Source organism: Desulfuromonas sp. (assembly GCA_002869615.1).
GTDB lineage: Bacteria > Desulfobacterota > Desulfuromonadia > Desulfuromonadales > UBA2294 > BM707.
On sequence record PKUH01000101.1, the window covers coordinates 1 to 19,777 of the forward strand.

Below are 19,777 nucleotides of genomic sequence, written 5' to 3' on the forward strand. Positions count from 1 at the left end.
ATTGCTTAAACGACGACACCAGTTGTCCAGTGCGTAAACAGACGGTCTTTTCCAGGCGCCGGCCGCCGCAGCGATCATGAACTCATCAAACTGAACCATAATCTGCCGGGCAAGGCGGTTGGTTGCGGTCAGGCAAACCGTACCTTCGCGGAGAAAATTGTAGAGAGCTGTATTATCTTTCATTACGCCTGGATTTTAATTTTTCCTGAAGACAGAATATGGCACATCCGAGCAACGCCCCGATCGTATTGGCAATGATATCTCCAAGTTCTGCGCTGCGGGTTTCGGTCAGTGCTGCCTGCAGCAGTTCAACTAATGAACCAAGTATGATCGAGTAAACGATTGAAATGATGGCAGAACTTTTGATTGAAAATGATATGGCCCGAAGCGAGTGTGCGGCCAGCCATGACATCAGTGTATAAGCAGCGAAGTGCAGAACTTTGTCATATCCCGAAATCGCCAACCCGGCGCCGTTAGGGGTGAGTGACAGATAGACCAGACCGGCAGTCCAGAGAAAAACGGCAACGGTCTTCAGGTAAAAAGAGATATGGCAACTACTTTCAGGTCGGGGCAATTTCGACATAATGTGCGTTTACAGCGGCCGCAAATCATAGCTGTACTGGCGTTTCTTCTCATCTTCAAGCTTCGAGCCAATGAGAAGCCGTTTGCCCCGAAGACGGTCTGTATCGAAAGCAGCTACGAAATATCCGTTTTTGTACTCCATCTGCACGGCAGGTGTTTTTGTTTGCTCTGCGATGTCTTCAATTTTGAAGGCGACGAGCCCATTCTCAACACTGGTATTGTTGCCGGAATGAAAGAATTGAACAAAAAGAAGATACGGAAATTGGTTCATGTTATCAATCGCCGCCGCCGATGGCCGGTTTTTGTAGATATAAGCTGTCGCACGAACATTATTATCTTCCTCTTCACCGATTAATTTGGCACCGGGTGGGAGTATGTCGATTTCAGTTGCCGCTTCCCGGGTCTGATCGGTCGCCGCAGCAGGATTCGCCAGGTCCTGGCCGAATGAGTTCGTGAATGAAAGCAGAATGCATATCAGGACAAGCTGAACGATCAAGCGCATGGTAACCTCCTGGTAGTGTTTTGCATGAAAAGTTCAATCATTGTGGTTTCAACTCAAGCCGATACTCGGCCCCGTCTTTATGCAGGACCACCGTGCCCGGGCCGATCGCGCTCACGGTATAACCCTCGACCAGGGTTCCTTCCATAACCGGCAGGTCATTTATGATCGCCAGGCGGTTTTCCGCATCAGCCTGGTAGACAATACCGCTTAAACGGGGTAAATCAGTCGGGGCAACCTCGGAAGAAGAGTTGGCTTGAACCTTTTTGGGTTGTCGTACAACGGTTGGCTGTGCCGGCCGGGAATCGTTTTGAATGGAATCCGCGACCGGTGATGAGGTAATCTTCCCTGTTCTGCTGCCAAGATAATAACCGGTGGCCGCGATGACAAGAACTCCGATGACCGCAACCAATGCATAAAACCAGCGGTTTTTTGCCCTTTGCCGTGAAGAACGGAGGATATCACTTGCGACCGCTGTCGATAATTCATCGCGTTGCGATTTCTCCCCTTCCAGTTTCTTTAATGCCTTCAGGATCGAACTCATGAGGACCTCACCATGTTCAGGCGGGGGGGATTGTATGCCCCGCTCTGCTGATAGAGCAGCATCAGCGTCAGAGGCCCGACCCGGCCGTCCTGGATGATGCCCCGCTCAGCCTGGAAGCGGGTGACCGCAGTGATCGTTTTTTGATCGTAAACGCCGGAGACCGGCACATCAGTTATGCCGGCCTGAACGAGCATCGACTGCACTTCCCTGACATCCGAGGCCGTGGTGCCGGCGGCAGAGAGGAAATCGATTGCGAGGTAATTCTTCCAGATAAAATAGGCCTTGCCGCCGTACAGGGCTTCAAGGACAGCGGGTTCAACGGCCGACAGACCATTGAGCGATGGGGTAATGGTATAAAGGTTCTCGGCTTTACCGGTGATGGCCAGGTAACGGCGGCCACTGACGCCGGGCAGAATACTTTCAATGATGACGGGAGCATCAAGCTTTGCGAGACTGGAAAAATCGCCCTGGTAGGAGGTCCATTGCCAGCTGTTCTGCTCAAGCAGTTCGATAAATGCAAAACTGGCAAACGGCTCTGCAAGCTGGTCAACGAATTCAAGATGCCAGGCCGCTGCGAGGGCTTGTGCCGCCAGGGAGAATGTCCTGGTTTCGGAATATGATGCCAGCGAGGCCCGGTAGCTGTCTAAATTGACTTCTGGCTGCGGAGCGGCAATATTCTGTTGATTTGAACCGGAATCGGCAGCGAAGCTTTCGCTCTCTTTACTGATGGGCAGCAGATAGAGAGCAAAAGCCGCGGCCGCTACGAAAAAGATGGTTGCAGCGGCAATACCGACTGCCAGAGGCGACATTCCGGACCGGGCTGAAACCGATCGCAGTTCAGCCAGCGCCGTTTTTACCTGTGGTCGCTCAACCCTGTGGCAATCGTCACTGAAAGCTGCCAGCAGCGAGCGGTCTGCGATAATATTAATCAGCCGTGGAAGCCCCTTCGACTCTCTGAATATCAGCTTCAGGGCTGCGGCACTGAAGATATCGGGCTCTTCACTGCCGGCGATCTTCAGGCGATGCCTGATATAAGCGACGGAGTCCTGCTCGTTCATCGGGCGCAAATGATAACGGACAGAAATCCGCTGGTTAAGCTGTCTCAGGTTGGTCCGCCCCAAAACTTCGGCCAATTCCGGTTGACCGACCAGAATAATCTGGATCAGCTTGTCGGTTTCGGTCTCCAGATTCGACAACAGCCGGATCTGCTCCAGCACCGGCGCCGCCAGGTTCTGGGCTTCATCGATAACCAGAACGACCGTTCTTCCGGCCGAGTTTTCGGCCAGCAGGAAACTGTTGATCAACGGCAGCAGCTGCCCGCCCCTGCTCTGCCCGGTTTCGATGCCGAGTTCACGGCAGATTTCGAGCAGAAGCTCATCGGCCGACAGGCTGGGATTGAACACGAACGCCAGCCGGAACTCCGCCTCTTCAAGCTGTTCAAAAAGAGTTCTCAGCACCGTGGTTTTACCAGCCCCGACTTCACCGGTGATTTCGATAAAACCACACCGGTTCTGCAGCCCGTAAAGCAGGTGTGCGAAGACTTCCTTATGGTTGTGGCTCAGGAAGATAAATTGCGGGTTTGGCGTTATGTTGAATGGTTTTTCAGTCAGTCCAAAATGTTCAAGATACATAGCTTGCTATTATTTATAAAATAATACGTTAAGGCAAGGATAAGTTAAGTAGAAGACTATCGGTAACACAAGTCGACAAATAGCATCACATCACTGTTTTTTGCACAGATTTATTTAAATGTATGTTAAATCATGATTTAAAATCTGAAAAAGAAGCCTTTCCCATTTTTCTCTTTCGACGAACCTTTCAAGCGAACCACTTCCTCGCCTGTTGGCGTGGCAAGAAATCCAAGCATGTGATGAGCGCACTCTGATGGTAAAACTCTTTTGCTGGTGGTTACTACGCGAATGGCGCTACCTGAAGTCCTGGCGATGGCAAGAGGGGACAACATGGTATTTTGCGTTCGGGGCCAACCTGGACACCAGGGTTCTCAAAACCCGGCACATGCGTCCTCTGTCCATCGTCCCTTTTGTCTTGCAAGACCACGAACTGCGCTTTGATCATCCGAGCAGTTGGCAAGGTGTAGGGTACGCTTCTGTGCATGCATCGCAAAGCAAGCAGATCTATGGACATTTGATTCAGCTCCCTGACTGTGATGCAAATCGCATGGATTGCGACGAACTCGTCCCCTTTTTTTGCCGCTACGTTCGCCATGAACACGAACAGGACGGCCACATATTTTATTTCTACATCTCTACAGTGCCGACCGACAATCTGCTGCCGACGCCGAACTACCTAAACATGATACTATCAGGGTTGCGCCTTCACCCGTATATCCCCGCTGACATGCTTTCCCACTACCAAAACCATGCGACCAGGCTTCCCCATACACCGACGCCTGACAGCGAATATTTCGTGCAGCGGGGGCGATGGCCAAACTGGCTGCGCACAATTTCGGGGCCCTATGAGATCGCCATGTCTCGACTACTGATCAGCCATGTTCGTCATTGGACGATCTTCGGCCATTTCATGGAAATCAATTCTTATTATAATAAGCTTGGGATCGATCAAGACTGATGGGCTGGCAAATTCCTCACAAATTACTTCTGCTCGGTGGAATCCACTGACTCAATTTTATTGAGCTCCTGAATCACATGCCACTGATACAAAACGATTCATAGCATTTGCTGGCAATGAATGAGTTGTTATACTGCAGCGTGGAGACGCACTGAATGCAATTAGCTGGTGTCCATCCGGAAAAACCGCATAGGTCCGGGTGCGTTTTCAAATGAAAACCAGCTGAAATATGAGTAAACCCAACAAACCTTACATGGAGTTCAGTTATGAATCAAATTGACTATAAAATACGACCGATAAAACCGAAGCATATCCGTTCCATAGAAGATTTTGGCGGCAAGATCATTCCATTAGAACCCTTGGGAGCCAAAGTTTATGGCATCGATCTATCTGTAAAAAACAGGCTAACAGCTGATGTTATAAATGCCCTTGAAGAAGAAATGGCATACCGCGGATTTGTGGTATTTAAAAACCAGGTCGACTTGTCAATCGATGATTTTCTCAATGCCTGCTGCCTCTGGGGTGGTCATGAGCTGCATAGCACACATGGCGTTCACCCTGCGACTCCCGGGCAGAACAGACATATCTTTCGCTTGTCCAACGATCCCCGGCACGGAGTTTGTGGTGTCGGGCCTCAGTGGCACAATGACGGCAGTTTTATCTCTGCTACCTTTTCACATGCCGGGTATCATATTATCCGCCCTGCCGAACATGGCGGCGGAACCCATTTTGCCCACCAGGGTGCCGCCTATGATGCGCTGACCGAAGAACAACAAGAATTCTGGAGCCGTCTTTCTTCTGTTAACTCGTCTTCAGGTGTTGTCCATCCGGTGGTTCATGAGCATCCCGTTTCCGGAAGAAAGTCTGTCTGGCTACATTTGGGAATGACGGCAGCCGTGATTGAAAAGCGACCCGATAACGATCAGTTCCGATTATTGCAGGAAGATGAGATGAGAAGCTTTTTCAACCAGTATAACGATTTGCTTACAGATGGTATGAAAAACGGGTATGCACTCAATTATGAATATCAGGACAAAGATTGTGTTATTACCGATAATTTAGCCGTAGCTCACAGAGCGGCGCCTGAGGCACACATGTCTCCAGATCAGCAAGGATTGCGGATTATGCACCGAGCCACTGTTCGAGGGGTGCAAGACCTCGCTCCAGACTTTGAGCTGCCGCAACAATTGGATGTTCGTGCCCACAATACCTTTGGTGAAGGCGTTTGGGTGATGGGAGGTATTGGCTTTCGGTGGGATAAAGATATTGCAATGCAAAACTAAACGTGAGGACAAAACGCTTATTCATAAACAATATAACGAACAAAAACAGCCTAGCCTTCATGACTTGATCAGTCGAAAACAAAAAGGGGGCAGGTTGCTTTTCCAATAAAGTCAAGAAAGGTAGCTTGCCCCTTTGTTTTTCCGGATACACCGAAGCCAACATTTAATACACGAAAGTTATCGACTAAAAAACGGAGGGTAAACAACGGCCAAAAAGAAAAACGCCCGGCACTCCAGCGTACCGGGCTGCTTGCTCGAAATCGTCGGGCTGATCGCCATCTTCTTTTTCCCGATCGGCACCGTCATCGGAATCATACTGCTCATCGTCGGCGCCAGGATGACATATCAGCTCATCTGCACCGAATGCGGCAACAAGATCATCCGCACAACAAAGCTATGCCCGACCTGCGGATCCGACCTGCAAAAATAAACCAACAAGCAAGCCGTAACACCACAAAAAAAAATGGTCGGAAAGATGACCTCACCACCCGGAGCGCGCCGATAAAAATGACAACTCACACACGAAGTCACACACAAAACAAAAAAACAGGCACTCACAAAAACCCTGTAAGTACCTGTTTTTAAATGGCGGCCCCGACAGGATTCGAACCTGTGGCCTACCGCTTAGGAGGCGGTCGCTCTATCCAGCTGAGCTACGGGGCCGGTATTTCTACAGAATCAGATCAGTCGAATTGAAGCAGGCTGTAAACCTTGTCTTTCGGCAGTCGATCACGACCGTTGAGGAATGTCAATTCGGTCATGAAGCAGCATTCGACGATCTCGGCGCCGAGATTCTCAACCAGTTCGACAACTGCGGCAACCGTACCGCCCGTTGCCAGAAGATCGTCGGCAATCAGCACTTTATCACCAGGCTTGAACGCATCCTCGTGGATCTCAAGGGTGTCGGTCCCGTATTCAAGCGCGTAGGAGACACTCTTGGTTTTCGATGGGAGTTTGCCCGGTTTTCGAACAAGAGTCACACCGGCGCCGAGTTTATAAGCCAGAGCGGCACCGAGAATGAACCCCCGGGCTTCAACACCGACGATCTGATTGATGTTCATGCCGACATAGCGGTGGGCAATCAGATCGACCATGCGATGGTAATTACGCCCGTCATTGAGCAATGTGGTAATATCCTTAAAGACGATCCCCTCTTTCGGGAAGTCGGGTATATCACGAATGATACGTTTCAGTTCGTCCACAAAATCCTCCTGCGGCAATCAGCTTGAGCGCTCCATGCCTGTTTGGCTCTCTTCGAGAATCTTTCTGAGTTTTTCGATACTTTTGGCTTCTATCTGACGGATACGTTCCCGGGTCACCCCGAACTTTTGACCTATGGTGTCGAGCGTTTGCGGTTCTCTGTCGTTGAGGCCGAAACGGAGCGCCAGGATCTCCCGCTCGTTTTCCGCCAGGGTCGACAGCCATTGTTCAATCCGGTCATATTTGTTCAACTCTTCAATAAGGCTTTCCGGATCAACTGAATTGGCATCTTCGATCGTATCGATCAGGCTGTAGTCGTTGTTTTCTCCCATCGGGTGCTCAATCGAATAGGTCTTCTTGACCAGGACCATCAGTCGCCTGATATAGGAGGGTTCAACCTCCATGATATTGGCCACCTCTTCCGGGGACGGTTCGCGATTCAGATCACGGGTCAACTCACGCGAGATCTTGAGATACTTGTTGATATCGTCGGAGACATGCACCGGCAGGCGTATCGTCCGGCTCTGATTAACCAGGGCGCGTTCGATCGATTGCCGTATCCACCAGGTTGCATAAGTTGAAAAACGGCATTCCTTGCTGATTTGAAAACGCTCGACCGCTTTGATCAGCCCCATGTTCCCTTCTTCGATCAGGTCAAGAAAAGGAAGGCCGCGGTTCATGTAGCGTTTTGCTATCTTGACGACCAGTCTGAGGTTCGATTCGATCATTCTGGCCCGAGCCGCTTCATCCCCGTTGTCGATTTTGGTTGCCAGTTCCCGTTCATCTTCGGCTGTTAAAAGCGTACTCTTCTGGATCTCTTTCAGGTAGAGCTTGATGGCATCTCCATAATGACTTTCGGTATCCGCTGCGGCCGATACCGGTGTCTTTGTTTCGTCATCCGATTTTTTTGTCATAAACGCCCCTTCCGACAATCGAGCCGGCAGAAAAATTTCAAGGTAGATAGGTTAATGGATTAACCGGTTTTTTACCGTAGCGGATCTCAAAATATACGCGGTAAGGACCCCCGGACGGCGGTTTGCCGGAAAGCGCAAGTTTTTCGCCTTTGCTGACAAATGCACCGGCCTCAACAAGGTTTTTCTGATTGTAGCCGTAAACCGTAAAAAAAGAGCCGTCATGTCTTATAATGACCAGGTTGCCGTACCCGGAAATGCCTGAACCGCTGTAAATAACCTTGCCGGCAGCTGCAGAAGCGACCGGGGTGCCTTCATTTGCCGCGATCTCGAGCCCTTTACTGGAGCCGCTGCCAAATTTCTTGACAATCTTCCCTTTGACGGGCCAGATAAATCTGTCCTTGGATGCTGTCGGCGGCTTGCTGTAGCTCTTTTTCGGCGGCGGCGTCTTCTTTGGCTGCACCGTCCTGGTCGGCTGGACCGGTTTCGGCTTTTTCACCACCGGTTTCGGCTTGCTTGCCACCTTCGGCGGCTGATTTGGCTTGACCGTGATCGGAACTTTTTTTACATACTTGGCCCCGGGAATATAAATCCGCTCACCGACCTGCAACTCTGTCGGATCGGGAATACCATTAATTCTGGCGAGATAAAGTTTGTCAACATCGTAGATGCGACTGATGGTATAGAGAGTCTGCCCTTTTTTGACGGTATGATAAACACCCGCCTGGCGCTTAGCGGCGCAAGCGGTTAAGGCAAAGACGAGAATAGCGATTATAATCAGGCGGCAGTAGTTCATCATATTGGTCCAGGTAATTCGGATGATCGTACTCTATCTAAAACAAGGCGTACTCGTCAATCGTTGCTTGTTAAATTATCGGACCATTCCCAGGGCGATAAACCCGCCAACCAGCAACAGCATGAACAGCAGCGCCAGCAGATTGAAGTAGCGGTCAATAAAGACCCGGACGGAAGGTCCGAAATATTTCAGTAATCCTGCGACCAGGTAGAAACGGGCGCTCCGACTGATGAGCGATGCAATCGCAAATATCAGGAAATTGACGCCGAATACACCGGCCCCGATCGTGATCACCTTGTAGGGGATCGGAGTGAAGCCGGCGGCAAATACAACCAGAAAGTCATACTGATCAAAATAACTCTGGACCGTAGCGAAGACTTCAGGTGTGAACCCGGGAATATAATCAAAAAACAGTTGGGCCAGGGCCTGCCAGACGAGAAATCCGATCAGGTAGCCGGCGACCCCGCCAAGCACTGAACCGGCCGAGCAGAGAAATGCATACCACAGGGCTCGCGCCGGAATCGAGAGCGACAGGGCAATCAATAAAACATCAGGAGGAACCGGGAAGAAAGAGGCTTCGGCAAAAGCGAGGATAAACAGTGCCGGAGCTCCGTATGGGGTTTCAGCCCATTTCAGAACCCAATCGTAAAGGCCACGCAAAAATTTCAAGAGGACTCCTCCCCGGACCAGCCATGCTTGCCGATCAACGGGACAAAGCGGCAATCGAGAAGAGACTCTTCTTCAAAGTGTTTTTCATCAATCCGGGTAATGCGCTTCAACACCTGCGCCCCCTGGCTGCCGACCGGAATAATAAGCCGTCCGCCATGTTCCAGTTGCGTTTTCAGATGCTCAGGGACTTCAGGAGAGCCGGCCGTCGTGATGATGCCGTCAAAAGGCGCCTGCTCCTGCCAGCCGCAGGTGCCGTCTGTGACCCGGATATGTACGTTGTAGGCACCGGCCAGATCAAGAGCTTTTCTGGCGGTACGGGCGAGCTCGGAAATTCGTTCGACCGTATAAACCTGATGGGCGATGGTTGCGAGGATTGCGGCCTGGTAGCCGGACCCGGTTCCGATCTCAAGAATCCGCTCCCCGCCCTTAAGTTTGAGCGCTTCGGTCATGAAAGCGACCATAAAAGGCTGGGAAATCGTCTGTTTATGACCAATCGGCAAAGGGAAATCATTGTAGGCCTGATCGACCAGGCCAGGATTGACGAATAAATGGCGCGGAACCGACAGCATCGCCATGATAACCAGAGCGTCAGAGATACCGCGTCCGGTTATCTGCTGCTCGACCATACGGCGCCGGGCAATGGCGTAATCATTGTTCATCAAGGTTTCTCATCTGCTGTAAAACAGCGATCAAGGTCCCATGTTGATATTTCATCAAAGGAACGATAATTGGTCAGATCCATGTGGAGTGGCGTCACTGAGATATAGTGATGGTTAATTGCGTTAAAATCGGTCCCTTCAACATCGTGGAAACCGAGCTCCGAGCCGCCCAACCAGTAATATTTCTTGCCCCGCGGATCGGTTTTGATCTCAATCTCACCGGCATAGCGGCGTTTGCCCTGGCGCGTCAATTTAACCCCGGAGACCTCACCGGACGGCACATTGATATTCAAAAAAGTATCAGCCGGCAACTCATGGCTGATGATTTGTCCGGCAATACTGGCCGCGAAACGGGCCGCCAATGCGAAGTCATCAGGGGTGAAGCTTAATGATTCAAGTGAGACTGCAAAGGCCGGCACACCCATAAGGGTTGCCTCCATCGCCGCCGCGACAGTACCCGAATAGGTAATATCATCACCGAGGTTGCCGCCACGGTTGATCCCTGAAACAACGATATCGGGAGTCCGTTCAAGTAAACCATGAATGCCGAGATTAACACAATCTGTCGGCGTCCCGGAAATAGCATAAAATCCTTCAGCGATTTCCTCGGCGCGTAATGGTGCGTGCAGGGTCAGCGAATGTCCGATGGCGCTCCGTTCCCGGTCCGGGGCAACCACAACGACCTGTCCGACAGCCTTGAGAGCGTCGGCCAGCACCGTCAGGCCGGGCGAAAGAACCCCGTCATCATTGGTCACCAGAATCAATACGTCAGAGTTCATCGGCTATTTCGGAGGAGTTTTCTTCAGGGAGTCACGGAGCCTGATCACATCTTCACGGATTTCATCAAGTAGTTTACTGTCTACTCCTGAGACGAGCGGCAGAGCCATCTGGTCAGATGAAACCTCCTCTGCCTGCTCCGGGGAAACCTGCTCAGGCACGCCACCGGTACGGGATAGCTCCCGTAATTTTTTTCGGGCACCGGCAATCGTATAGCCCTGATGATGCAACAGGTCTTTGATTTTCAGGACAAACTCAATGTCCTTACGTTTGTATAAGCGTTGATTGGTTTTGCTTTTGACCGGACGAAAAGAGCCGAACTCTGATTCCCAGTAGCGGAGCACGTGTGGCTTCACACCGGCAAGTTCGGCAACTTCACCTATCTTAAAATAGAGCTTGTCTGGGATTTCCTGGTCCATCGCGCCTACGGCTTATCGATGGTTAAGAACCATTGTTTATTGCGTTCTTGAGAACCTGGCTCGGTTTGAAGGTCAGAATCTTACGCGCCGTGATTTCAATTTCGTCTCCGGTTTGCGGATTGCGGCCTCGCCGGGTCGACTTTTCCTTGACGACAAAATTACCGAATCCGGCAATTTTGATCTTCTCGCCATCTTCCAGAGTTGTCTTGATGAGATCAAATACGGTCTCAACAATCTCTGCAGATTCCTTCTTGGAAAAACCGGTTTTTAGATAAACACTTTCAATCAGATCGGCTTTGGTCATAGCCCACCTCCTGAAGACGCACAGACCATTGAATTTACACGGTTTTATACCACAGGAATCAACAACCTTCAACCGTTTTTTTCTTTATATGACATTATCTTAGCTGGGCACCGAGCTGTTTTTCGATTGTCTTGACAATACGGTTGTGTGCCTTGTTGATTTCTTCATCGGTCAGGGTTCTTTCACTTGAGCGGTATCGGACCCGGATTGCGATGCTTTTCTTGTCTTCAGGTACGCCCTTGCCACGATAGACATCGAACAGATTAACACTCTCGACCAGCTTGCCGCGGGCGCTGTTGATTGTCGTCAGGATTTTCTCGGCGCTGATCTCGTCGTCGAACAGAAAGGCACTGTCGCGAAAGACATCCGGAAAGCGTGAGATCTGGCTGAAGCTGATCCGGCCGGTCGAGGCCTTGATCAGCTCCTCAACATCGAGTTCAAAAGCGTAAACCGCGTCCTTGAGGTCATAGTTGTCAAGGACGTTCGGATGGATCTCTCCCAACACCCCGAGGCGTATCTCTGCGGAATAAACAGAACAGGATTTTCCCGGATGGAGATAAGGTTCGCTCTGGTCGACCCGCCAGCTGATATCTTCGATCCGGGCAGCTGCGAGCAGGGATTCGACAATGCCTTTCAGATCATAGAAATCGAACGCGTCACCGACCTGGCTCCAGCCGAATGGCTCGCGGCGACCGCTCATGACTCCGGAAATAAAGGTCGGTTCATAGGGCAGTTCTTCATTCTCAACCGGGCGGAATACCGGCCTGATTTCGAACAGTGAGAGGTCGAGTGAACGATATGAGTGGTTGCGTACGACATTCTCAAGCAGACTCGGTAGCAGGCTGGTCCGCATCACCGATTGCTCTTCGGTGAGGGGATTCATGACCGCAACATTTTCACGTCGGGCATCATCCGCCGAAAGATTAATCTGATCATAAGCTGTTGGCGATATAAAGGAATAGTTGATGACTTCGGAAAAGCCGTCGGCAACCATGACTTCGCGCAGGCGGCGAACAACGGCCTGATGTTCCGAAGCGGGATGATCGACCGATTCGCCGGACGGCATCGTCACCGGGATATTGTCATAGCCATTCAGCCGGGCAATCTCTTCAATCAGGTCGACTTCCCGCTCAAGGTCCGGGCGGAATGTCGGAATCACGACACTCAGGCTATCGGCGGAAGCATCTTTGACAATATCAAGACCAATCGAACCGAGCATTGATGCAATCTGGTCCAGGTTCAGGTTGAGGCCGAGCAAACGATTTGTTTTCTCCAGAGTAATCGAGACCTGTTTTTCACTGATTTCCTTCGGATAGGCGTCGATTGCCCCTTTGGCAACCTTTCCACCGGCGAGTTCGGCGATCAGGCTTGCGGCCCGGTCAAGAGCAATCGGAACCATGTTGACATCGGCCCCACGCTCAAAACGGTGTGAAGATTCGGAGTGTATGCCGAGCCGTTTGCTTGTCCGGCGAATTGAAACAGGTTCGAAATAAGCACTTTCGAGAAGAACATCCGTGGTGTTCGGCTGGATTTCAGAGTTCTGGCCGCCCATGATGCCGGCCAGCGCCACCGGGCTTTCGGCGTCGCAGATAGCGAGGTCGGATCCAATCAACTGATGTTCCTGGTCGTCCAGGGTTGTGAATTTCGTCTCGCCGGGGCAGCGTACGATGATTTTTTGACCGCGCAGCAGACTGAAGTCAAAGGCATGCAGGGGATGGCCCAGTTCCATCATCACGTAGTTGGTAATGTCAACGACGTTATTGATGGCCCGGACACCGACCGATTCGAGGCGACGGACGAGCCAGTCCGGAGAGGGGCCGATCTCGACACCCTTGATCAGTCGAGCCATGTAACGCGGCCCTTTGTCGGCGTCGACAATATCAACCGAGGTCTCCTGCTCGATCGGACCACCCTCTTCCTTGACCACCGGTTGTGGAATCTGCAGCGGCTGGCCGACCATGGCGGCAACCTCACGGGCAACGCCGACAACGCTGAGGCAGTCGGCGCGATTCGGAGTCAAGCCTATTTCGTAACGGACATCAGCCAGCCCGGTTGCTTCAAAGAACGGCTGGCCGACGTTCAGATCATTCGGCAGAATCATGATGCCGGACGCTTCCTCGGACAGGCCGAGTTCCTTCTCCGAGCAGAGCATTCCTTCGGAAACCTGACCACGTATTTTCGATTTCTTGATTTTGAAATCACCCGGCAGAACCGTGCCGACCCTGGCCAGGGCGACATAGTCACCGGTCTTGTGGTTGGTTGCACCGCAGACGATCTGCAGCTCTTCAGCACCGGCATTCACCCGGCAGACCGTCAGGCGGTCGGCGTCAGGGTGCCGCTCGACACTCAACAGGTGCGCGACAACGACGGATTCAAGTCCGGCACCGGTCTTTTCCATGGCGTCGACTTCGAGGCCGGCCATGGTCAGACGGTGTGACAATTCTTCGGGTGAGAGGTCGAAATCTACGAATTCCTTTAACCAGTTATAGGTAACAACCATCTTGAAGCCTTTTATAGATAAGTTAAGACAAGTTATTGAATATCAGGCGAATTGATCGAGAAAGCGTACATCATTTTCAAAGAAAAGCCGCAGATCGTTGACACCATATTTGAGCATCGCAATCCGCTCAATACCCATGCCGAATGCAAATCCGCTGTATTTCTCAGGGTCGTAATCTACCGACTTGAATACCTCGGGGTCGATCATGCCGCTGCCGAGAATCTCCAGCCAGCCGGTCTGGCTGCACACCCGACAACCGCCGCCACCGCAGATGACGCACTGCATATCGACTTCGGCGCTCGGTTCGGTAAACGGGAAAAACGAGGGGCGGAAGCGGACGCCGATACCTTCACCGAAATAGCGATTGACGAAGGTCGTCAGGACTCCCTTGAGGTCGCCGAAGGTCACATCACGGTCCACCAGGAAGCCTTCGATCTGGTGAAACATCGGGCTGTGGGTCAGGTCGGAGTCGCGCCGATAGACCGTGCCGGGGGCAATCACCCGCACCGGGGGTTCATATTTGAGCATTGTCCGGATTTGTACCGGAGAGGTATGGGTCCGCAGAACAACGTCATCGTCGATATAGAAGGTATCCTGCATGTCACGAGCCGGATGGTCTTTCGGGATATTGAGAGCCTCGAAGTTGTAAAAATCTTTTTCAATCTCCGGCCCTTCCTCGATACCGAAACCAAGAGAAGCAAAAATTGCCGAAATCTCTTCAGTCGCCAGGGTGATCGGATGCTTGCTGCCGACCCGCTGGCGGCGGCCCGGCAGTGTGACATCAATCGACTCACTGCTGAGACGGCTCGCAACCGCTTCTGTTTTCAGGAGTTCCTGGCGATTAAGGACCAGGGATTCGATTTCTTCCTTGATCTTGTTGGCTAAAGCACCGATGACGGGACGCTCTTCCGCAGAGAGTTGCCCCATACCCTTCATGATAGCCGTCAACTCCCCTTTTTTGCCGAGCAGTTGAACCTTGACCTCCTGCAGGGCTGCTTCGTCTTCAGCGGATGCAATCGCATCGCGTCCCTTGCTCAGAAGTTCATCCAGACGTTGTTTCATTCTTTCACCTTGAATCGGAAATAAAAAACGACGATGGAATTGATCCATCGCGACCTTGAACAAAAAAAAAGATGAGGCTGTTACAGCCTCATCTTTTTCTCAGCGTTTCTACTGAAGCTGCGCCTTGGCCTTATCTACGACGGCGCTAAAGGCAGCTGGCTCGGAAACGGCCAATTGTGCCAGGATCTTGCGATCCAGGCCGATTTCGGCTTTTTTCAGCCCATGTACCAGACGGCTGTAAGACAAGCCGTTCTCCCGAGACGCAGCATTGATACGAACAATCCAGAGGGCACGGAAATCACGCTTGCGAATCTTGCGATCGCGATACGAATATTTCATGGCCCGATCGACCGCTTCGGTAGCACTCCGAAACAGTTTGCCGCGCGCGCCACGATACCCTTTGGCTAGTTTGAGAACCTTGTTTCTGCGTCGTCTCGCTTTGAAACCTCTTTTTACTCTTGGCATAACATACTCCTTGTTACCATGTTAAAAGCGATGGACTTCCTCGACCGGATTTACAGGGGGAGACAAAGCCCCGCAATTCTCGGTGTCCATCCAGAATGCCTTTTCCGCTACTTGTAGGGAATCAGACAGGCGATATTCTTTGCATCCGCGGAATCAACCAGAGTTGCCTGGCGCAGATCGCGCTTACGCTTGGTTGTTTTGCTGGTCAGGATATGGCTGGTAAACGCCTTGTTGCGACGAATCTTGCCTGTGCCTGTTTTACGAAAACGTTTGGCCGCACCGCGGCATGTCTTGATCTTGGGCATAACCCTCTCCTTGTTTCTTATTTATTCTTGATCGGGGCAATGACCATTGTCATGAACCGCCCCGCCATTCTCGGCATCATTTCGACCTGTCCAAGGTCTTTCACTTCTTCAACTAAACGTTCCAGCTGCCGGCGGCCATAATCGGGATGAGTCACTTCACGACCGCGGAACATAATCGTGACCTTGACCTTGTTGCCGGCCTCAAGGAAGCGTCTGGCGTTCTTCAGCTTGAAATTGAAATCATGCTCTTCAGTCTTGGGACGAAGCTTGACCTCCTTGATCTCCACCTTGGCCGTCTTCTTTTTCGCCTCAGCTGCCTTCTTCTGCGCCTGGTACTTGTACTTGCCGTAATCCATGATCCGGCAAACCGGCGGTGATGCATTCGGTGAAACCTCTACGAGGTCCAGGCCGCGATCATCGGCTGCTTCAAGAGCGGCGTCGAGACTGATTACTCCGAGCTGTTCTCCTTCATCATCAATCACCCGAACCTCGCGGGCCCGGATATCACGATTGATCCTGGTCGACTCTTCCCTGGCTATGGTACACCTCCTATTTATACTGATTACATTCGTCCCTGACGAAATCGATGAACGCTTCTACCGTCATCGGGTCAAGGTTCTTTCCGGAGCGGAAGCGTGGTGCAACCGTCCCTTCCTCCATTTCCTTATCGCCGATGACCAGCATATAAGGGATTTTTTCCATTTGCGCTTCCCGGATCTTGAAACCGAGTTTTTCGTTGCGCAAATCCTTCTGTACACGAACACCAGCTTCACGAAGCTGGTTGAAAACCTGCTCGGCATACTCCGACTGATTGTCGGTAACATTTACGACAATAGCCTGAACCGGAGAAATCCAGAGCGGAAAATTCCCGGCGTAGTGCTCGATTAAAACACCGACAAACCGTTCGATGGAGCCGAGGATAACCCTGTGAACCATAACCGGCCGGTGTTTCTCGCCGTCGGCCCCCACATAGTTGAGGTCAAAGCGTTCGGGCAGGGTAAAATCGCACTGGATTGTAGCACATTGCCATTCCCTGTCAAGACAGTCCTTAAGCTTGATATCGATCTTCGGACCATAGAATGCGCCATCCCCTTCGTTGATATCATAAGGAAGTCCGGTGTCGTCCAGAGCCGAGATCAGCGCTTTGGTTGCGCGGTCCCAATCCTCGTCCGATCCGATCGATTTTTCCGGCCGGGTCGAGATTTCCATTCCGCACTCGAAGCCGAAAATCCCCATGACATCCTTGACGAAATTAATAACCCCCTTGATCTCCCCGTCGAGCTGATCGGGAGTACAGAGGATGTGAGCATCGTCCTGGGTAAAACCGCGGACCCGCAAAAGACCATGCAGGACGCCCGACTTCTCATGCCGATGCACGGTGCCGAGCTCGAAATAACGGAGCGGCAAATCGCGGTAGGAGCGGATCTGGGATTTATAAATCAGCATGTGCGCCAGGCAGTTCATCGGTTTGACGCCGTAACTCTGTTCATCGACTTCCGTGAAGTACATATTCTCACGGTAGTTTTCGTAATGGCCGGAGGTTTTCCAGAGTTCGGTCTTGAGGATCTGTGGCCCCATGACAATTTCATAGCCGCGCTTCTGGTGCTCCAACTTCTCAAAATTCTCGATCAGGGTTCGCAGCATGGCACCTTTGGGGTGCCAGATAACAAGACCGGCCCCGGCCTCTTCATTGAAGGAGAAGAGATCGAGCTCCCGGCCGAGCTTGCGGTGATCGCGTTTGCGAGCCTCTTCGAGTCGGGCCAGATACTTCTTCAGTTCCTTCTTGTCAGGGAATGCAGTTGCGTAGATGCGCTGCAGCATGGCGTTTTTTTCGTCGCCACGCCAGTAGGCACCGGCTACCGAAGTGAGTTTGAAAGCCTTGATATGGCCGGTGGTCGGCAGATGCGGACCACGGCACAGATCGGCGAAGTTGCCTTGCGTGTAGACAGAGACAGTCGGCTCACCAAGATCCTCGATCAGTTCGACCTTGTAGTCTTCACCCATTGCCCTGAACTTGGCAATCGCTTCGTCCCGTGACAGAACTTCCCGTTCAATCGGCAACTTCTCATTGACGATCTCACTCATCCGCTTTTCTATTTTTTCAAAATCATCCGGAGAAAACGTGTGCTTATCGCTATAGAAATCATAGTAGAAACCGTTATCAATCGCCGGTCCGATAGTGACCTGAACATCGTTTCCGTAGAGGTCCTTGACCGCCTGGGCCATCAGGTGGGCGGCCGAGTGGCGATAGATATCGAGTGCTTCATCAGATTTCATGGTTACCAGTTCAAGCTGAACATCCTGGGCGAGCGGTGTTGTGATATCGACCAGTTGACCGTCGACCCTGGCGGCAATTGACGCCTTGGCCAACCCTTCACCGATTGACATGGCGACATCGTAGGGAGTACTGCCTGAAGCCAGCTCCTTGACCGATCCGTCCGGTAATTCAACACGTATGTCACTCATAAATCTGCTCCATGAATGAAAAGAGGCATCATCGGATGCCTCTTTATCTGAAAAGCCGTTGTGCAGTTTATGGTAGGCACGGGCAGGATTGAACTGCCGACCCCTACCGTGTCAAGGTAGTGCTCTCCCACTGAGCTACGTGCCTACAATCAACAGCGGAGGCAATTATTAGCAGAAGCACCCATACGAGTCAAGGGTTTTTGGCACTTAAAAATCGTTTTTTTCTTTTCACATCAGTTATTTGAGTTGCCTGCCACAAATAAAAAAGCCCGGCCGATTGGCCGGGCTCGATTTGACTGGAAAAGAGTCTAGAAATTGTAATTCAGCTGGGCGCTGAGGATATTGACGGTAGCGTCATATTCACCCTGAAGGAATCCACGTGTATTGTTCTCGACAGAGGTTGGATCAGTCTTATTGATGACAGGGTCATCAGTCATGATATGAGCGAAAGCCGCTTCAAAACTCCAGGTCTTGGAGAATTCTTGACTATAGCCAACGGTCAACCATGTGCGGTCCTCACCCGGAACACGGACACCTCGTAGCTCATCATTCGGAATCGGCGATTCGTCAAATGCCAGACCGCCACGCAGTCTACTTGTTTCATTCAGATCATAAGAGACACCGATCGAATAACGCATTGAATCATCCCATTGGAATTGAGTCACACCATTCTGGGTTCCATCAGCGTAATCAAGTACCAACTCATCCAAGACGCTCCACTCAGTCCAGCTAATATCAGCCATTAGAGCCAATTTATTGAATTGGCCAAAATAGCTCAAAGAAGCAGTACTGGGAAGCTCAATGTTAACCTTAACGCCTCCATCCTGAAATTGGTTTAAAGCAGCCATTGTCAAATCAAAACCGCCCGTCGACGGCAAAGTCCAATCGACATCACCTTCAACATCATGCTCAATTTTGGAACGATAAGACAATCCGACTCTTTGCTTTTCCGTGATGTTATAAAGGAAACCCAGATTATAACCAAAACCCCAACTATCGCCCTCCGCGGCAGTAAAACCGTCATCACCTTGAGGGGTCATGCCGAATACCGCCGGCGCAAAAAATCCGAGTGTTTCGAGAGCTCCAAAATCGATCGCATTGGTCAATTCAGCATCAAGATACTGAATGCTGATCCCAAAGCCATAACTGAATTTATCGTTTAACCTGTGAGCTGCGGATGGATTAATATTGATTGTTTCAACCGCTGACTTAACACCATGATATCGGCCTACCCAGTCCGAATCATACTCAGTGGCAAAACCGAAGGGCGCGTTAACACCGAGACCAAATGACCAACCGGTGTCAAATGTTTCTGTATAGTAAAGATTTGGAACCGGAACAACGCCACCAGCGTCACCACCATTGCCACCAGATAAAGGAGCGGCAAAGACTGTATTCGATCCATTATTCTTAAATTCAGCTTTAGGGATAATGATATGAAGCGATCCAACAAACTGTTTACCTTCAATCTGCGTCATACCGGCCGGGTTATGCCACACTGTAGATGCATCTTCAGCGGCAGCAGATCCCCCAGCAAAAGCATTCCCTAAACCACTGACACTTTGTTCAGCAATCGCAAAACCGGACGCCATGGCATTTCCGGAAAAGCTCAAAATAGTCACCAATACAACCAGTACTCCAATTCTGAATTTCATATTTGCCTCCCATTAAATTGATAAATAGTCAGTGTTGAAGAATAACGTCGTCAATTTATGTTTGCAAGAAAATAAACAAGTGTTCTGTTAGA

General features: G+C 51.1%; 23 protein-coding genes and 2 tRNA genes. 3 read left to right on the plus strand and 22 right to left on the minus strand.

Going from position 1 to position 19,777, the window contains the following annotated elements; translation table 11 throughout:
• The 5 genes from C0623_10635 to C0623_10655 all read right to left on the minus strand — a co-directional run.
• Window positions 1–183 (minus strand): hypothetical protein (locus tag C0623_10635; protein ID PLX98921.1); only part of this gene is annotated, 183 nt, incomplete at its 3' end.
• Window positions 173–583 carry a hypothetical protein gene (locus C0623_10640; GenBank protein PLX98922.1) on the minus strand — a complete coding sequence of 137 codons (411 nt, stop codon included), beginning with the start codon at window positions 581–583 and terminating at the stop codon, window positions 173–175. The genes C0623_10635 and C0623_10640, both read right to left, overlap by 11 nt.
• Window positions 584–592: 9 nt before the next feature.
• Window positions 593–1,084: a hypothetical protein gene (locus C0623_10645; protein PLX98923.1), complete on the minus strand. Its 492-nt coding sequence runs from the start codon at window positions 1,082–1,084 to the stop codon at window positions 593–595.
• A 37-nt stretch (window positions 1,085–1,121) separates the two neighbouring features.
• Window positions 1,122–1,625: a hypothetical protein gene (locus tag C0623_10650; GenBank protein PLX98924.1), complete on the minus strand. Its 504-nt coding sequence runs from the start codon at window positions 1,623–1,625 to the stop codon at window positions 1,122–1,124.
• The gene (locus tag C0623_10655; GenBank protein ID PLX98925.1) at window positions 1,622–3,256 is read right to left on the minus strand and encodes an AAA family ATPase; all 1,635 of its coding nucleotides are present in this window, start codon (window positions 3,254–3,256) and stop codon (window positions 1,622–1,624) included. The genes C0623_10650 and C0623_10655 overlap by 4 nt, the downstream gene beginning before the upstream one ends.
• A gap of 253 nt (window positions 3,257–3,509) precedes the next feature.
• Here C0623_10655 and C0623_10660 point away from each other — a divergent pair, with 253 nt between their 5' ends.
• The 3 genes from C0623_10660 to C0623_10670 all read left to right on the plus strand — a co-directional run bounded on the left by C0623_10660 (window position 3,510) and on the right by C0623_10670 (window position 5,927).
• Window positions 3,510–4,214: a hypothetical protein gene (locus tag C0623_10660; protein ID PLX98926.1), complete on the plus strand. Its 705-nt coding sequence runs from the start codon at window positions 3,510–3,512 to the stop codon at window positions 4,212–4,214.
• A gap of 266 nt (window positions 4,215–4,480) precedes the next feature.
• Window positions 4,481–5,497, plus strand: coding sequence for a taurine dioxygenase (locus C0623_10665; GenBank protein ID PLX98927.1), 1,017 nt, complete (start codon window positions 4,481–4,483; stop codon window positions 5,495–5,497).
• A 250-nt stretch (window positions 5,498–5,747) separates the two neighbouring features.
• The gene (locus C0623_10670) at window positions 5,748–5,927 is read left to right on the plus strand and encodes a hypothetical protein (protein ID PLX98928.1); all 180 of its coding nucleotides are present in this window, start codon (window positions 5,748–5,750) and stop codon (window positions 5,925–5,927) included.
• 156 nt (window positions 5,928–6,083) lie between these two features.
• Here the strand turns inward: C0623_10670 and C0623_10675 are convergent.
• From C0623_10675 to C0623_10755, 17 genes are all read right to left on the minus strand, one after another.
• Window positions 6,084–6,160, minus strand: a tRNA-Arg gene (locus tag C0623_10675).
• Window positions 6,161–6,180: 20 nt separating this feature from the next.
• Complete coding sequence (locus tag C0623_10680) at window positions 6,181–6,699, minus strand: adenine phosphoribosyltransferase (GenBank protein ID PLX98979.1); 519 nt, start codon at window positions 6,697–6,699, stop codon at window positions 6,181–6,183.
• Window positions 6,700–6,717: 18 nt separating this feature from the next.
• A complete protein-coding gene (locus C0623_10685; protein PLX98929.1) occupies window positions 6,718–7,611 on the minus strand; it encodes an RNA polymerase subunit sigma in 894 nt (297 codons plus the stop codon).
• A gap of 37 nt (window positions 7,612–7,648) precedes the next feature.
• Window positions 7,649–8,407 (minus strand): peptidase, encoded by a 759-nt coding sequence (locus tag C0623_10690; GenBank protein PLX98930.1) that lies wholly within the window; start codon window positions 8,405–8,407, stop codon window positions 7,649–7,651.
• 72 nt (window positions 8,408–8,479) lie between these two features.
• Window positions 8,480–9,073 (minus strand): cytochrome B, encoded by a 594-nt coding sequence (locus C0623_10695; protein ID PLX98931.1) that lies wholly within the window; start codon window positions 9,071–9,073, stop codon window positions 8,480–8,482.
• On the minus strand, window positions 9,070–9,732 hold the full coding sequence (locus C0623_10700; protein ID PLX98932.1) for a protein-L-isoaspartate O-methyltransferase: 663 nt from the start codon (window positions 9,730–9,732) through the stop codon (window positions 9,070–9,072). The genes C0623_10695 and C0623_10700 overlap by 4 nt, the downstream gene beginning before the upstream one ends.
• A complete protein-coding gene (locus tag C0623_10705; protein ID PLX98933.1) occupies window positions 9,732–10,511 on the minus strand; it encodes a 5'/3'-nucleotidase SurE in 780 nt (259 codons plus the stop codon). The genes C0623_10700 and C0623_10705 overlap by 1 nt, the downstream gene beginning before the upstream one ends.
• Window positions 10,512–10,514: 3 nt before the next feature.
• Window positions 10,515–10,928: a MerR family transcriptional regulator gene (locus C0623_10710; protein ID PLX98934.1), complete on the minus strand. Its 414-nt coding sequence runs from the start codon at window positions 10,926–10,928 to the stop codon at window positions 10,515–10,517.
• Between the two features lie 22 nt (window positions 10,929–10,950).
• Window positions 10,951–11,232, minus strand: a complete 282-nt coding sequence (locus C0623_10715) for an integration host factor subunit alpha (protein PLX98935.1) — start codon at window positions 11,230–11,232, stop codon at window positions 10,951–10,953.
• 94 nt (window positions 11,233–11,326) lie between these two features.
• Entirely contained in the window at window positions 11,327–13,732 is a 2,406-nt protein-coding gene (locus C0623_10720; GenBank protein PLX98936.1) for a phenylalanine--tRNA ligase subunit beta, read from the minus strand.
• Between the two features lie 42 nt (window positions 13,733–13,774).
• Window positions 13,775–14,794, minus strand: coding sequence for a phenylalanine--tRNA ligase subunit alpha (locus tag C0623_10725; protein ID PLX98937.1), 1,020 nt, complete (start codon window positions 14,792–14,794; stop codon window positions 13,775–13,777).
• A gap of 108 nt (window positions 14,795–14,902) precedes the next feature.
• The gene (locus C0623_10730; protein PLX98938.1) at window positions 14,903–15,259 is read right to left on the minus strand and encodes a 50S ribosomal protein L20; all 357 of its coding nucleotides are present in this window, start codon (window positions 15,257–15,259) and stop codon (window positions 14,903–14,905) included.
• 107 nt (window positions 15,260–15,366) lie between these two features.
• A complete protein-coding gene (locus C0623_10735) occupies window positions 15,367–15,564 on the minus strand; it encodes a 50S ribosomal protein L35 (GenBank protein PLX98939.1) in 198 nt (65 codons plus the stop codon).
• A 17-nt stretch (window positions 15,565–15,581) separates the two neighbouring features.
• Complete coding sequence (locus C0623_10740) at window positions 15,582–16,103, minus strand: translation initiation factor IF-3 (protein PLX98940.1); 522 nt, start codon at window positions 16,101–16,103, stop codon at window positions 15,582–15,584.
• A 10-nt stretch (window positions 16,104–16,113) separates the two neighbouring features.
• Window positions 16,114–18,030, minus strand: a complete 1,917-nt coding sequence (locus C0623_10745) for a threonine--tRNA ligase (GenBank protein ID PLX98941.1) — start codon at window positions 18,028–18,030, stop codon at window positions 16,114–16,116.
• A 70-nt stretch (window positions 18,031–18,100) separates the two neighbouring features.
• A tRNA-Val gene (locus C0623_10750) sits at window positions 18,101–18,175 on the minus strand.
• A 163-nt stretch (window positions 18,176–18,338) separates the two neighbouring features.
• Window positions 18,339–19,685 carry a hypothetical protein gene (locus C0623_10755; GenBank protein ID PLX98942.1) on the minus strand — a complete coding sequence of 449 codons (1,347 nt, stop codon included), beginning with the start codon at window positions 19,683–19,685 and terminating at the stop codon, window positions 18,339–18,341.
• Window positions 19,686–19,777 lie beyond the last annotated feature (92 nt).